This window comes from Brevundimonas sp. FV1ye29L, from assembly GCF_058681095.1.
The window spans coordinates 94,835-108,822 of sequence record NZ_CM178730.1 but is presented as its reverse complement, the minus strand read 5'-3'; the positions used below and the strand labels follow the sequence as shown (position 1 = coordinate 108,822).

The following is a 13,988-nucleotide window of genomic DNA, read 5'->3' as shown; positions in this document are numbered from 1 at the left end:
TGGACGGCAATTCTGATCTCATGAATTCGAGCTTCCGGGTCGAGAGGGCGGGGACGCTGCTTTCGCCGACGGCGACTTTTGTCGTCTCGGCGGGGGCGCTGGTCTTTGCGATGTCCTGGCTTCCCGTGCCGGCGGCGGCCTTTACGGGACAGTTGCGCAGCAACGCCCAGGCGGAGCAGTCGCGGGGCCTGAATGCGCGGCCCCGTCGCGCCCTGCCGCCGACGGGCCGCTATGTCGCCGAGAGCGGCGAGAGTTTCGTCTTCGACCGTTCGGGGACCCGGCCCCTGTTCCGCTTCGAGAGCCGCAATGAGACCTGGGCCCTGCGACCGACGCCGGCCCCGCGCGGCGATATCATCTATCGCAATGACGCCGGCGACCAGATCCTGCGCGTCACGCCGGACGGCGGCATGACCCTGTACTCCGTTCGGGCCCCGGGGGGCAGTCCGGCCTCGGTCAGCGGCTCGGCCACGGCCCTCGCAGCGCCCGTCATGGGCCCCATCGCCCTTGCCAATCTGATGATCCAGCGCAGCGCCCTGCTGAGCCGGAGTCTGGGCCGCACCGTGGTGGTTCAACTGGACGGCGAGGCGGATGAGGCGCTCTGCGTCGACGCGCTTCTGGTGACGACCGACGCCGTCATCCGGATGGCCGCCTCTGCCGCCCTGCGTCCGCGTCTGGCGAACCTGCGATCCGTCACCATCATCGAGGGCCGTTTGGCGGGGGTGACGTTCGAGCGGGGCGACCTGCGCGTTACGGTGCGGCCGGGCCAGGGTCTGACGGGCCGCCCCTCGTCAGCCGTCATCATCCGGGCCGTGGCCAGCGACTGAGCCCGGGTTGAAAGCGCCGATCCCGGGGCTGTGCTCCGGCTTGTTTCAGCCCTTGAACGCATCCTTGGCGGCGCGGCGAACGGCGAAATCGGCGGCATCGGCGGACCGCAGGAAAGGGTTGAAGGCCTTTTCGACCGAAAGACGGGTCGGTTCGGTCGGCTCGCCGCGTTCGCGCCGGGCGAAGATGTCCGCCGCGTGAGCCGCCATTTCCGGGCGGTCATCCAGCGTCAGGGCGAAGCGGGCATTCGCGGCCGTATATTCATGGGCGCCGTACAGCACGGTCTGGTCCGGCCAGGCCGCGAGGGTCTGAAGGCTGGCCCACATCTGATCCGGCGTCCCCTCGAACAACCGGCCGCAGCCCAGCGGGAACAGGGTGTCGCCCACAAAGGCGATGTCGTCGGCCGCCGACCGGAACACGACATGCCCCAGGGTGTGTCCGGGCGTATGGATCACCTCGAACCGCGTCTCGCCCAGCCTGACCTCGTCGCCACCGGCGATGACCCGATCCAGGGGCGCCAAGCGTCGAACCTCTTCCGGCCCCGCGATCTCGCATGCCGTGGCGGCCTGGAGCGCGGCATTGCCCTGGGTGTGGTCCGGGTGCCAGTGGGTGTTGAGGATCAGGTCCAGCCGGCCCCAGCCCAGGGTTTCCAGCTCGGCCAGAATACGCTCATCGTCCGGCGTATCGATCGCCGCGACATGACCGGTGGCCTCATCGCGAACCAGAAAACCGTAGTTGTCCGAAAGGCAGGAAAAGAGGTGGACGGTCAATCGGGCGGCGGAGGGCGTCATGGGCGGTCCCTTGGGCGACAGGCGACGACTTCCTCCATATACTGCGCGCGATGCGACACGGCATAGAGGAACTTCGCGCCTTTTACGGTGAACCGACCGGGGTCCTGGTGCGGCGATTGATCGCGCGCCGTCTGGACGACGCATGGGGGGAGGCGATCAACTGCGACGTGCTGGGCATCGGCTATCCGACGCCCTGGCTGGACGCCTTCGTCGGAGCCAGACGCGTGGTCGCCGCCATGCCCGGGGGACAGGGCGTTGAAACCTGGCCCGCTGCGGGCCGAAACCGGACCGTTCTGGTCGATGACCGGCGCCTGCCGTTCCTCGCCGGCGCCTTTGACCGAATTCTGCTGATCCATGCCCTGGAAGAGGCTGACGATCCGGCGGTCCTGCTGAACGAGGCCGTCAGGGCGATGGCTCCGACCGGCCGGATCATCCTGGCGGCGGCGGCGCGCGGGGGACTATGGGCGCGGGCCGAAGCGACCCCGTTCGGCCATGGCCGTCCCTTCACACGGGGCCAGATGGAGCGGCTGGTCCGGCAGGCCGGCCTGGAGCCGACGGCCTGGTCCCAGACCCTGTACACCCCGCCGTGGGGGCCGTTGCTGGGTCTGGCGGATGGTATCGAGCGGATCGGGGGACTGGTCGCCCCGGGCGCCGCCGGGGTCATTTTGCTGGAAGCCTCGCGTCAGGCCTATGCCCGGATCCGTCCGTCCGGGGCGGCGCAGCGGGCGCAGGCCGCGCCCGAACTGGCACCGTTGCCGGCCGGTCGTACGGCCGATCGCCTGCGCCCGGGTATAGAATCGCCCGGGCCACTGGCGAGGCGACGAGAACCTCAGTAAAGCCCGGCCATGCACCGACTGATCCTGATGCGACACGCCCAGGCCGAGCGCGCCGCGCCCTCGGGTCTCGACCGCGACCGCGCCCTTGCTCCGCAGGGCCGGGAAGAGGCCGCGCAGGTCGGCCGCATGCTGTTTGACAAGGGTCTGCGCCCCGACCTGGCCCTCGTCTCCACCTCTGCTCGCACACGCGAGACCTGGGAGTTGATCCAGGAGGCGTTCGGCGACGTGGAGGTGCGGCTTGAGCCGGCCCTGTACAATGCGCCCTGCGATGTGTTGCGCGCCCATGTCGAGCGCGCCGAGGACGAGGCGGGCTGTCTGCTGGTCCTGGCGCACAACCCCGGCATCCATATGCTGGCCCATGAGTATCTGGTCGAAAGCGCCGCCGCGCCCTCGATTCTGGACCGGATGGCGGGCGGCTTCCCCACGGCTGCGGCGGCGGTGTTCGAGGTCGATGTCGCCGGACGCTGCGCCTATGACGGCTGGTTCACGCCCCGGATGGCCGGCGGCGTGTTCCGTGCGGGGGACTGAGCCGTGGCCGCCGGAGACGCCTTCAAGATCGTGGCCGCCGCCGAATGGGAACGGGCCGAGGCCCTGGGCGCCTACGAGGGATCAGAGGTCGATATCGCTGATGGCTACATCCATCTCTCGACCGTCGACCAACTGGCCGGGACCGCGGCGCGCCACTATGCGGGCCGGTCGGGGCTGCTGCTTCTGACCGTCGATCTGGCCCGGGTGGACGGGGTGGTGTGGGAGCCTTCGCGCGGCGGGGCCCTGTTTCCGCATATCTACGGCGCCTTGCCGGTCCCGGCGGTGACGGCCCGCCGGACGCTGTCCGTCGCTGCCGACGGGGTCATGACCCTGGGTCCCGTGCTGACATGAGCGGCCTGTCGGATCTCGGCGCGGTGCTGCTTCGTCGCATGGAGCCCGAGACGGCGCATCGTCTGGCGATCCGGGCGCTGGCGACCCTTCCCCTGCCGAGGCCGGCGGCGGATGACCCCGTTCTTCGCACGACGCTGGCCGGTCTCGACCTGCCCAATCCGGTCGGACTGGCGGCAGGACTGGACAAGAACGCCGAGGCCCTGGGCGGCCTGTCCCGGCTGGGCTTCGGCTTCATCGAGTGCGGCTCGGTCACGCCCCTGCCCCAGGCCGGAAATCCGCGCCCGCGCCTGTTCCGGCTCAGCGAGGACCGGGCGATCATCAACCGCATGGGCTTCAACAACGACGGGCTGGAGGCGTTCGCCGCACACCTCGACCGGCGTCCGGCCGGGATCGTCACCGGGGCCAATCTCGGCGCCAACAAGGACACCGAGGACCGAGCGGCCGACTATGTCACGGGGCTGAGACGGCTCGCAGGTCGCGCCGACTATTTCACCATCAACATCTCCTCGCCCAACACCCCCGGCCTGCGTGCCCTACAGGGGCGGGCGGCGCTCGACGACCTGCTGGGCCGGGTCGCGGAGGCGAGAACGGGGCCTCAGCCCGTTTTCCTCAAGATCGCGCCGGATCTGACCGAGGCCGAGATCGTGCTGATCGTGGAGGCGGCCCACGCGCACGGCATCGACGCCCTGATTGTGTCCAACACCACCCTGGAACGGCCGGCCGGTCTGGCCTCGTCCCTGGCCGGTGAGGCCGGAGGCTTGTCCGGCGCCCCGCTTCGCGACCTCGCGCTCAAGGCCCTGACCCATGCCGCTGTCGCTGCAGAAGGCCGGTTGCCGTTGATCGCCGTCGGGGGCATCGCCTCGGGCGCCGACGTCTGGGCCCGGATCCGCGCAGGGGCGTCTGCGATCCAGATCTATTCGGCCCTGATCTATGAAGGCCCCGGCCTGGTCGCCCGTCTCAAGCGCGATCTGGCCGCCAGGCTTCGCGCCGAGGGGTTTTCCACCGTTTCGGACGCGGTCGCTGCCCGCCGTTGACGGGGCGTTAGTCTAACTTCTGCATGATCGGCCCTGTCGCGGGGCCCTTGAGACGAGCCCTTGATCGACACAGGGAGCCGTATGCCGAACACCGTCGAAAGGCCAGATACCGACTGGAGCGGCGCCATCCGGAGCCGCCGGGAGACGACTGTTCAGCGTATGGGTGTCGGTGTCGCCACGGCGATGATCGTCAGTCCCATCCTCGGGGCGGGATTCAGCATCGGCTGGTGTCTGGCCTATGTCCTGCTCCAGCTTCTCGAGATCCGCGTTTTCCGGCCGATGTTCTCGGCCACGCCGGGTCCGATGAGCCTGGGCCGCAGCATTGCCGGCTGTCTTGTCCTGACCGCCAATGCCGCGCTGTACTGTGCGCCCGCCGTTCCTCTGTGGATGGCCGGCGGGGCCATGGGCGGGTTGGCCGCCACGGTCATGCTGTGCGCCGCCATCCTCTATTCCACGATCAACGCCTCGCCGTCGCTGCGCGTGCTGGTCTGCACGGTGACGCCCGAGTTCCTGTTCCTCGCCGCCACGCCCCTGCTCATGGCGGGACTGGGGGCGTCAAAACCCCTGGTGGCGACGGTGGCGGCGGCTGTTGTCGTGTTTGCGATCTACTGCCTGATCGGCTGGCAGAGGCTGACCGCCTTCCGCCGCCGGGAACACCGCAATCGACTGGCCGCCGACCAGAAACAACGGAAGGCGGAGCGCGATGCGGAGCGCCGCGCGGCCTATCTCGCCGCGGTCGCCCATGACCTGCGCACCCCGATCGGAGCCATCCTGACGGGAGCGGCCGAACTGGACCGCAACGTTATGGACGGCGGGGCCCGGACCCAGGCGGCCCTGATCACCGACGCCGGCCTGATGATGAAGGCCCTGCTCGACGACCTGCTGGACCATTCGCGACTGGAGGCCGGCGGCATGTCGGTCGAGGCGGCGGATTTCAACCTCCGCGCCGTTCTGGCCCAGACCATGCGGCTGTGGTCGGGTCCGATCCGGGCCAAGGGCCTGGCCTTCCGTATCGAGGGCGCCAGCCACATGCCGGCCATGGTGCGCGGCGACGCCATGCGCCTGCGGCAGGTTCTGAACAACCTCATCTCGAACGCGATGAAGTTCACCGACAGCGGGGCGATCACCCTGCGTCTGAATTCCTGGATCGACGAACCGCATGGTCATGCGGTCCTGATCGAGGTCGCCGACACCGGGCCCGGCATGAAGGCGACGCAGTTGGCGCGCCTGTTCACGCCCTTCGACCAGACCGAGGAAGGCGTCAGCGCCCGGCATGGCGGATCCGGCCTCGGCCTGGCGATCAGCCGGAATCTCGTAGAGCTGATGGGCGGTCGTCTGGTGGCGCGCAGCCAGCCCGGCGAGGGCGCGACCTTCACCGTTGCGGTGGTCTTCCCGGCCGCCGTCGACGCCACGGTCCGCCCCACTGTTCTGGATGCAGAGACGCGCGCCGACGTGGCGCGCGCGCTGGGCCGGGTTGTCCGGGTCGAGCCTCAGCCTGCGGAGGTCCAGCCGACCCCTGAGACGGTCGGGCCGGTGTCCGGCCGTCTTGCCGAAGCAGCCGACGAAGGCGGCGCCCTTGAGGATGAGGGCCGCCCCCTGCGCGCCCTCGTGGTCGACGATCATGACATCAACCGACGCGCCATCGAACTGATCCTGGCCCCGCTCGGCTGCGAGACCGCCAGCGCCGCCAATGGCCTGGCCGCCTTGGACCTGTGTGCGTCCCAGGCCTTCGATGTGATCTTCATGGATGTGCGTATGCCGGAGCTCGACGGCCGCGAGACGACGCGGCGGCTGCGCGCAGGAACCGGTCCGAACGTCGATGTCCCGGTGATCGCCGTGACCGCCGATACCGGCGAGGACGACATCGCCGCCTGTATGGCGGCCGGCATGACCTATTTCGTGTCCAAGCCCCTGACCCCGACCGCCCTCCTCGGCGCGCTGGAGTATGTGCTGTCGGATCCGTCGGGCGCGGACCGGTCGAACGATGATCCGGTCTCAGTCGAGGTTGTGGCCGCCTGACTGGCGGATGCGTTTCACCAGATCGTCGGCGAAGCCTGCGGCCTTCATTTCGCATTCCCAGACCGCGACGACGGTCCAGCCGGCGCCCGCCAGCGCATGGCCGACCCGGACGTCCCGCGCCCGGTTTCGTGCGATCTTCGCGATCCAGTAGTCGGCATTCGACCGGGGCTGGCGGGCGCCGCGCGCGCAGTCATGGCCGTGCCAGAAACAGCCATGGACGAACAGGGCGATGCGACGGCCCTTCATCACGACGTCAGGCCGGCCGGGCAGGCCGCAGCCGCCCAGCCGATATCCGATGCCTGCCTCGCGCAGGATACGGCGCACCTTCAGCTCCGGCGCCGTATCCCGGTCGCGAACGCGCCGCATGACGGCGCTGCGCTTCTGGGGCGTGAAGACGTCAGCGGTCAAGGGATTCCCCTGCGCTCACCCCGCGAGCGACCGCGTCATGAGCGCTCGCGCACCCGGCCTAGAGCTGCGCCAGCAGGTGTTCGGCGGACGAAACCTTGAACTCGCCGCCCTGTTCGATGTTGAGCTCGGCGACCACGCCGTCCTTGACCAGCATGGAATAACGCTGCGACCGCTCGCCCATGCCGAAGCCTGTGGCGTCCAGGGTCAGGCCCAGGGCGCGGGTCAGGTCGCCCGATCCGTCCGCGAGGAACAGGATGTCATCGGCCCCTTCGGTCGTCTTCTTCCAGGCGCCCATGACGAAGGCGTCATTGACCGACAGGCAGGCGATCGTGTCGACGCCCTTCGCCTTCAGCGCGGCGCCATTGTCGACATATCCCGGCAGGTGACGGGCCGAGCAGGTCGGGGTGAAGGCGCCGGGGACGGCGAACAGGGCCACGGTCTTGCCGGCGAAGACCTCATCGGTCGTGACCGGACGGGGGCCGTCCGCAGTGGCCGCGCCAAGGGTGGCGGCCGGAATCTTGTCGCCGATCTGGATGGTCATGACGGTCTTCCTGAGGTTGGTGTCTATCACAGCGCAGATAGGCGCAGGCGGTTCAACCGCCAAGGGCCTTCTCAAGGCCCGGTGCACGGAGGCGGCACACGGAATTGCGACCCGGCGACGCCTTGCCAAGTCCAGCGCCGACGCGGATCATCCTCGGATGAACCCGTTTCAATCCCTCGTGGGCCGGTTGCTGGTGGCCATGCCCGGCATCGGCGACCCCCGCTTCGAACACGCGGTGATCCTCGTCTGCGTGCATGAGCCGGAGCATGCGATGGGCCTTCGTCTGGACCAGCCGACGCCGTCGGTCGATCTGAAGGCCGTTCTGGCCAAACTTGAGATCGAGGCGCCCGACAGCGCCGAGGGCCGGCCGGTGATGGCGGGCGGTCCGGTGGATCGCGAGCGCGGCTTTGTCCTGCACACCGACGACTGGATGAGCGCCGACGCCAGCCTGGCCTTCACCGAGGGTCTGGCGATGACGGCGACCCGCGACGCGCTTCTGGCCATGACCGACAGCCTGGCCGGTCCGCGCCGGTCGGCCCTGCATCTGGGCTATGCCGGATGGGGCGAGGGCCAGCTGGAGGAAGAACTGGGCGACAATGTCTGGCTGACGGCCGACCCGGATCTCGATGTCATCTTCGACGGCGACCACGGATCAAAATGGAGTCGGGCGCTGAAGGGGCTGGGCGTGGAGGCGGCCTGGCTGTCGGCCCAGTCGGGACGGGCCTAGGCCGGGAAGTAGATGACGTCGCAGGTCTTGTCTGCGCGCATGAATACGTTGACGTCCAATGCGCCAAGCAGACGTTCGCACTCTGCCCTGTCGCCCAGATGTCTGGTCATGCCCTGGTTCATGGGCCGCTCGTAAACAACCTTTCCATCCACCACCGTCAGCACCGCGCGGCCCTTCGGAATATCCGCCGCCGGGACCGTCATCAGGTCGATGTCGAAGGCGGTGAAATCGGCGCGTTTGCCGACCTCGATCGTGCCGAGCTCTGCCTCACGGAAGCTGGCCCAGGCCGGCCAGAGGGTGAACATCTTCAGGGCGGCAGCGCGCGAAACGGCCTGCATGGGACGCCAGTCGGGGCCCTGGAAGCCGTTCAGGTCGCGACGGGCGACGGCGGCGTAGAATTCGATCAGCGGGTCGCCGCGCTCGACCGGGGCGTCAGAGCCGCCGACGACCGGCAGGTCCAGGTCGACAAAATCATGCCAGGCATAGGCCCCGTCCAGCCGGGCGTCGCCCAGGCGCGCCGGTGCGAAATGCAGGTCGCCGATGGCATGGCTGGGCTGCATCGACGGGATGACGCCCATGCCTGCGAACCGCATCTCGTCGCGCGGCCGGACGATCTGGGCGTGTTCGATGCGCCACCGGGGGTCGCGGACCTTGCGCTGGTCCGGCTGGACCTCGGCCATGGCGTCCAGATACCAGTCCAGAACCTCGGAATTGCCCCGATCGCCGATGGCGTGGGTGGCGATCTGTATGCCGGTGCGAAGCGCCTCCTCATACAGGGGAACGACGTCGGCGGCGGTGGTCTGCATCAGGCCGCGGGTCTCGTGGGCGTCGGCATAGGGGTCGAACAGGGCCGCCCCGCGCGAACCCAGCGCGCCATCGGCATAGAATTTGACCGCCCGGGTAATGATCCGGCCGTCGGCCACGCTGCGCGGACCGGACGCCATCAGGGCGCGAGCCCCATCCGGGGTGATGCTGTTGTATATGCGCAAAGGGGCCTCTCCGGCCTCGGCCATGGCCTCCAGCAGGGGGATGTCGGCCCAGGGCGCGCTCATGAAATGCACCCCCGTCCAGCCATAGGCGGCCTCGACCCGGAAGCCCGCGCGATAGGCGTGTCTCAGGGCCTCCGGATCGGCCTGCGGCATCAGGGGCTCGACCAGGCTCATGGCGGCGTCGACGAAGAAGCCGTTGGGCCGGCCATCGGGGGTCCTGTCGATCCGTCCCCCCTCGGGGGTGGGCGTGGCGGCGTCGATCCTGGCGGCGGCGAGGGCGGCGGACGAGACGGTGACGGCATGACCGTCGGCCCGGGTCAGAAGGACGATCCGGCCAGGGGCGGCGGCGTCGAGGTCTGCGGCGTCGAGGAAGCGGGCCTCGGGCCAGCGGGTCTCGATCCAGCCCCGGCCGACGATAACACCCTGCGGGTGGGCGGCGGCCCAGTCGGACAGCCGCGCCATGGCCTGGGCCGCCGAGGTCGAGCCCTCGAGGTTCAGGGTCAGCTCGCGCCAGCCGATCCCGTCCAGATGGGCGTGACCATCGGTGAAGCCGGGAAACAGGGTCGCGCCCTTCAGGTCGACGACGCGGACGCCGGGGACTGCCGGGGCCTCGGCCTCGTCGCCGACAAAGGCGATCCGGCCATCGCGCACCACCACGACCTCAGCGGGCGCGGCGCCGTCGACGCCCGTATGGATCGTTCCCCCCTTCAGGACGAGATCCTGCGCCACGGCGGGGGACGCCGCCAGCGCGGCGGCGGCGATGAGAAAGGCCAGGCGGCGGGACGGTGTCATTTGTGGATCTCCGGTCAGTCGCTGTCTGGGTGGCCGGACGCCGCCGTGGCGTCAAGCGGGCGGGGCGCCCATATGGGACGAATGCAACTGTTCACTATTGGATACGAGCAGGCGACACAGGCCGATGTGATCGCCCGACTGAGGGCCGCCGGGGTCGAGCGACTGGTCGATGTGCGGGCGATTGCGGCGTCTCGTCGCGCCGGATTCTCCAAGACCCTGCTGGCCGCCAGTCTGAACGAGGCGGGCATCGACTATGTGCACCTGCGGGCCCTCGGAACGCCAAAGGCCGGGCGGGATGCGGCGCGCAAGGGCCGGACCGCCGAGATGCGCGAGATCTTCGCCGGCCATATGGCCGAACCGGCCGCCCTGATCGCCCTGGACGATCTGAAGCGGCTGGCCGCCGAAAAGCCGACGGCCCTGCTGTGCTACGAGGCCGATCACGCCGGTTGCCATCGCGCCGTCCTCGCCGAACGGCTGGCCGCCGAGGACGGGTTTGATGTTCGCAATCTCTGACGGCTGACGGCCGTCAGGCTCCCGCCGGCCGGCCCACGAGGGCGTCGACCGAGTTGGTCGTCACCGCGTGATAGCCGGGTCTGGCCCGGGCGTAGATGCGGGTGGCGATCGGCCGGCCCCAGTCTCCCTCGGCCCACAGGCTGTCGAACAGCGGCAGGACGAATTTCCGTCGGCCCATGGAGGTCAGGAACCGCTCCAGCGCCGGAACCGCAGGTTGGTAACGGTGGGCGACGGCGACCTGCAGCCAGGAGAACAGCACCTCGGCATTGCCCTGGGCGTTGAGGTTCAGGGTGCGCTGGAGGTCGTCGAGCTGTTGCGTCGTCAGCCAGTCGGCGCCGTCGCGCAGATTGGCGGGACGCCAGTTCATGAAGCGCTGACGCTGCTGGGTGTTCCATCCGGCCCACGGGATGGCCGCAGCCGGGCCGCGATCGGCGAAGAAGGCTTTCGCCGCAGCATCGACGGCGGTGAAGGCGTTGGAGGTCGGGGCGACCGCGTTGGACGGAAGGCCCGGCTGGTCGATCCACTGGGTCATCATCAACCGCTGTTCCAGTGCGGCGTCGCCCTTGATCAGGTTGGCGCGGATGTCCTGCAGGAACAGGTCGGTGGTCATGGGGCGGAAGGCGTTGCGCTCGAAATAGCCTTTCAGCCAGGCGTCGAAGGCCGCACGACCGACGATCCGTTCGATGGTCTCGAGGAAGGCGGCGCCTTTTTCATAGGCGATGTCGGTCATGCCCTCGTCCGGGTCGCGGCCCTTGAGGTCGAGGCGCAGCCGGGTGTCGGCGGCGGGCAGGGCCTTCAGCTCGGCCTGGAGCGAATCCCAGCCCAGAACCCGCTCCTGCTGGGCGCGATCATTGCCGTAGACGGCCTCCATGATCCGGTTCTGGAAATAGGTGGTGAAGCCCTCGTTCAGCCAGAAATCGTTCCATGTGGCATTGGTCACCAGATTGCCGGACCAGGAGTGGGCCAACTCGTGGGCGACCAGGCTGACCAGCGACCTGTCGCCCGCCACAACGGTCGGGGTGGCGAAGGTCAGGCGCGGGTTCTCCATCCCGCCGAAGGGGAAGGACGGCGGCAGGATCAGCAGGTCATAGCGGCCCCAGCCATAGGGGCCGTACAGTCCCTCGGCGGCGGTGACCATCTGGCCGACCTCGGCGAACTCGGCCTTCGCGGCGGCGAGGCGGCTCGGCTCGGTCCAGACCCCCGTGCGGCCGTCTTCGGACGCGAACGCCAGATCGCCGACGCCGATAGCGATCAGATAGGGCGGCACCGGATGGGTCATGCGGAAGCGCCACGCCTTCTGGCCCTCGCCGGCGCTCTCGCCCTCGGGCGTCAGCATCTCGGCGCTCATCACGGCCTTGAGCGTGTCCGGGGTCACGATCCGGGCCGAGTAGGTCTGGCGGATGCCGGGGCTGTCCTGGGTCGGGATCCAGGTCCGGGTCAGGATGGCCTGACCCTGGCTGAACAGGAAGGGCAGCTTGCCGCCGGCCGTCTGGGCCGGGGCCAGCCATTGCAGGGCCGGGGCCGTTGGCCGGGTGGAATAGTCGATGACGATCTTCTGGATCTGGCCGGCGACGAAGGCGGGGGTGGCGATGGTCAGGGCCTGACCCAGAACCGGATCGGCGGCGCCCAGCTGGAACGGCAGGGCGGTTCCCTTGTCGTCCCGGACGGCGCGGATATCGAGATCGCGCACATCGAGAATGATCTCTGTGGCGCCGGTCTCGCCGGTGGCGTCGAGGGTCGCCGTGCCCGACAGGGTCTTCGCCTCGAAGTCGGCCACAAGGTCAAGGGCGACATGTTTGACCCGGGCGATCTGCGGCCGGGCGTAGGAGTGGGCGTCCGTCACATAGGTGATCGCCGCTGTGGCCGAGGCGGGCAGGGGCGGCATGTCGGATTTCGGCTCGCCGCTGATCATCTGGCCGCAGGCGGCGAGGGCCCCCAGCGAGACGGTCGCGGCCAGCAAGGCGGCGAGGGTCGAGGGGCGGGGGAAAAGGCGGCGAGGGGACATCGAACGCTCCGGACACTCAGCAGGTCGGGGCGAGACAGCACTCAGCCGCCGCAGAAATCAAGAGCCGGGCCTCAGCCGGCGGGCGTCGCGGCCAGCCGGTTGCGGGCGACAAACAGACGCCCGTGTTCGGCGAACAGGACCGCGCCAAGGGCCAGGAGGCCCAGACCGGTGACGCCGATGACCATGGGCCCCGCCGAGCCATTGAACTGCTGGCCGATGCCAAAGCCCGCCAGCGAGCCGATCAGGGTCGAGATGAAGCCCTGGACCGAAGACGCCGTGCCGGCGATATGGCCCATCGGCTCCATGGCCATCGATCCGAAATTGCCGGCCAGAAGGCCGAAGCAGAACATGGTCCCGGCCTGGAGCAGGGCGAAGGTCCAGATCGTCTCGTGTCCAGTCAGCACCACGAGGGTGTGCACGGCGCCGAAGGCGATAAAGCCCAGCAGGGCGGAGTGTCCGATCAGGCGCGAGCCCAGCCGCTCGACCAGTCTCGCATTCAGCACCGACGCCACGGCAATGCCGCCGGCGATCAGGGCGAAGACGCTGGTGAACAGGTGCGGCGCGTTGAAGACGTCAAAAAAGATCTGCTGGGACGAATTGATGAAGCCGAACAGGGCGCCCGTGATCGCCGTCATGGCCAGGGTGTAGCCCATGCCGATGCGGCTGGTGAGCACCTGTCGGAACGCGCTGAGGATGCGGGACGGCTGGATCGGCAGGCGATCATCCGGGTGCAGGGTCTCGGGCAGGCGCAGGAGGGTCCAGATCATCAGCGCCACGCCGGCGAAGGCGAGGACGCCGAAAATCTCGCGCCAGTCCCCGAACAGCAGGATCAGCTGGCCCAGAGACGGGGCGATGATCGGCACCCCGAGGAAGACGAGGAAGCTCAGCGACATGACCCGGGCCATGGTCCGTCCCTCATACCGGTCCCGGACGATCGATACGGCCAGGACGCGGGTCGCGGCCGACCCCAGCCCCTGACCGACGCGCGCCAGGATCAGGGTCTCGAACGTCGGGGCCAGGACCGCCAGAAGGCTGAACAGGATATAGACGCCGATGCCGAGCATCAGGATCGGCTTGCGGCCGAAGCGGTCGGCGAGCGGGCCATAGATGATCTGGGCGGCCCCGAACCCCAGCAGATAGGCGGTGACCACCCACTGGCGGCTGTTTTCATTGACCACCCCCAGGGCCTCGCCGATGTCCGGAAGCGCCGGCAGCATGGAATCGATGGCAAGGGCGTTGAGCGCCATCATCAGGGCGATCATGCAGACGAATTCGGGAAAACCCGGACCGCGCGTCGCCGGATCCGGCGCAGGGGCTGTTGTCGGGGAGGACATGGCGGCCAGATGCCCCCTGGAGCGGCGGATCGCAACCTTGGCGGCGACAAATAATGTTGCAGCGCAATATAGAACGGCAGGGCGGGCCGGTTGCGACAAAGGGCCGCCGGATGGCTCCGACGGCCCTCATTGCCTGACCGCGAACGGCAGACCGCAACCTCAGCCTGAAAGGATCAGGCCAGGACCTCTCCGAGGCCCAGGCTCGCGGACACCGTACGCGATGGATGACAATGAGACACTGGATCACCTCCTTTCGACTGTTCAACAGGGAGGCGGACGTTGGATCGGATCCCGCCGG

14 protein-coding genes are annotated in these 13,988 nt (G+C 69.0%); 8 read left to right on the top strand and 6 right to left on the bottom strand.

Translation table 11 applies throughout. The features are described from left to right. The first annotated feature begins 20 nt into the window (after positions 1 to 20). Positions 21 to 824 (top strand): DUF4908 domain-containing protein, encoded by an 804-nt coding sequence (locus ACW17W_RS00585; RefSeq protein WP_492078337.1) that lies wholly within the window; start codon positions 21 to 23, stop codon positions 822 to 824. Positions 825 to 869: 45 nt separating this feature from the next. Here the strand turns inward: ACW17W_RS00585 and gloB are convergent, their stop codons facing one another. After that, positions 870 to 1,613, bottom strand: a complete 744-nt coding sequence (gloB, locus tag ACW17W_RS00580; RefSeq protein ID WP_492078335.1) for a hydroxyacylglutathione hydrolase — start codon at positions 1,611 to 1,613, stop codon at positions 870 to 872. Between the two features lie 50 nt (positions 1,614 to 1,663). On the opposite strand from gloB, the gene ACW17W_RS00575 reads away from it, so the two are divergent. The 5 genes from ACW17W_RS00575 (at position 1,664) to ACW17W_RS00555 (ending at position 6,381) form a co-directional block, all read left to right on the top strand. Further along, on the top strand, positions 1,664 to 2,449 hold the full coding sequence (locus tag ACW17W_RS00575; RefSeq protein WP_492078333.1) for a methyltransferase domain-containing protein: 786 nt from the start codon (positions 1,664 to 1,666) through the stop codon (positions 2,447 to 2,449). A 9-nt stretch (positions 2,450 to 2,458) separates the two neighbouring features. Continuing rightward, positions 2,459 to 2,977, top strand: a complete 519-nt coding sequence (locus tag ACW17W_RS00570) for a SixA phosphatase family protein (protein WP_492078331.1) — start codon at positions 2,459 to 2,461, stop codon at positions 2,975 to 2,977. A 3-nt stretch (positions 2,978 to 2,980) separates the two neighbouring features. After that, positions 2,981 to 3,328: a DUF952 domain-containing protein gene (locus tag ACW17W_RS00565; RefSeq protein WP_492078329.1), complete on the top strand. Its 348-nt coding sequence runs from the start codon at positions 2,981 to 2,983 to the stop codon at positions 3,326 to 3,328. After that, complete coding sequence (locus ACW17W_RS00560) at positions 3,325 to 4,362, top strand: quinone-dependent dihydroorotate dehydrogenase (RefSeq protein WP_492078327.1); 1,038 nt, start codon at positions 3,325 to 3,327, stop codon at positions 4,360 to 4,362. The genes ACW17W_RS00565 and ACW17W_RS00560 overlap by 4 nt, the downstream gene beginning before the upstream one ends. 81 nt (positions 4,363 to 4,443) lie before the next feature. Further along, positions 4,444 to 6,381 carry an ATP-binding protein gene (locus ACW17W_RS00555; RefSeq protein WP_492078325.1) on the top strand — a complete coding sequence of 646 codons (1,938 nt, stop codon included), beginning with the start codon at positions 4,444 to 4,446 and terminating at the stop codon, positions 6,379 to 6,381. Here ACW17W_RS00555 and ACW17W_RS00550 read toward each other — a convergent pair. Both ACW17W_RS00550 and ACW17W_RS00545 read right to left on the bottom strand, forming a co-directional pair. After that, positions 6,358 to 6,747 (bottom strand): very short patch repair endonuclease, encoded by a 390-nt coding sequence (locus ACW17W_RS00550; RefSeq protein ID WP_492080344.1) that lies wholly within the window; start codon positions 6,745 to 6,747, stop codon positions 6,358 to 6,360. The two genes, ACW17W_RS00555 and ACW17W_RS00550, sit on opposite strands and share 24 nt — an antisense overlap. 100 nt (positions 6,748 to 6,847) lie before the next feature. Further along, entirely contained in the window at positions 6,848 to 7,330 is a 483-nt protein-coding gene (locus tag ACW17W_RS00545; RefSeq protein WP_492078323.1) for a peroxiredoxin, read from the bottom strand. A 157-nt stretch (positions 7,331 to 7,487) separates the two neighbouring features. On the opposite strand from ACW17W_RS00545, the gene ACW17W_RS00540 reads away from it, so the two are divergent. Continuing rightward, complete coding sequence (locus ACW17W_RS00540) at positions 7,488 to 8,057, top strand: YqgE/AlgH family protein (RefSeq protein WP_492078321.1); 570 nt, start codon at positions 7,488 to 7,490, stop codon at positions 8,055 to 8,057. On the opposite strand, the gene ACW17W_RS00535 is transcribed toward ACW17W_RS00540, so the two are convergent. Then, complete coding sequence (locus ACW17W_RS00535) at positions 8,054 to 9,838, bottom strand: amidohydrolase (RefSeq protein WP_492078319.1); 1,785 nt, start codon at positions 9,836 to 9,838, stop codon at positions 8,054 to 8,056. The genes ACW17W_RS00540 and ACW17W_RS00535 overlap by 4 nt on opposite strands. Positions 9,839 to 9,919: 81 nt before the next feature. On the opposite strand from ACW17W_RS00535, the gene ACW17W_RS00530 reads away from it, so the two are divergent. Continuing rightward, entirely contained in the window at positions 9,920 to 10,351 is a 432-nt protein-coding gene (locus ACW17W_RS00530; protein ID WP_492078317.1) for a DUF488 domain-containing protein, read from the top strand. A gap of 13 nt (positions 10,352 to 10,364) precedes the next feature. Here ACW17W_RS00530 and ACW17W_RS00525 read toward each other — a convergent pair whose 3' ends face one another. Further along, positions 10,365 to 12,356, bottom strand: coding sequence for a M1 family metallopeptidase (locus ACW17W_RS00525; protein WP_492078315.1), 1,992 nt, complete (start codon positions 12,354 to 12,356; stop codon positions 10,365 to 10,367). Between the two features lie 71 nt (positions 12,357 to 12,427). After that, positions 12,428 to 13,690, bottom strand: coding sequence for a multidrug effflux MFS transporter (locus tag ACW17W_RS00520; protein WP_492078313.1), 1,263 nt, complete (start codon positions 13,688 to 13,690; stop codon positions 12,428 to 12,430). Positions 13,691 to 13,988 lie beyond the last annotated feature (298 nt).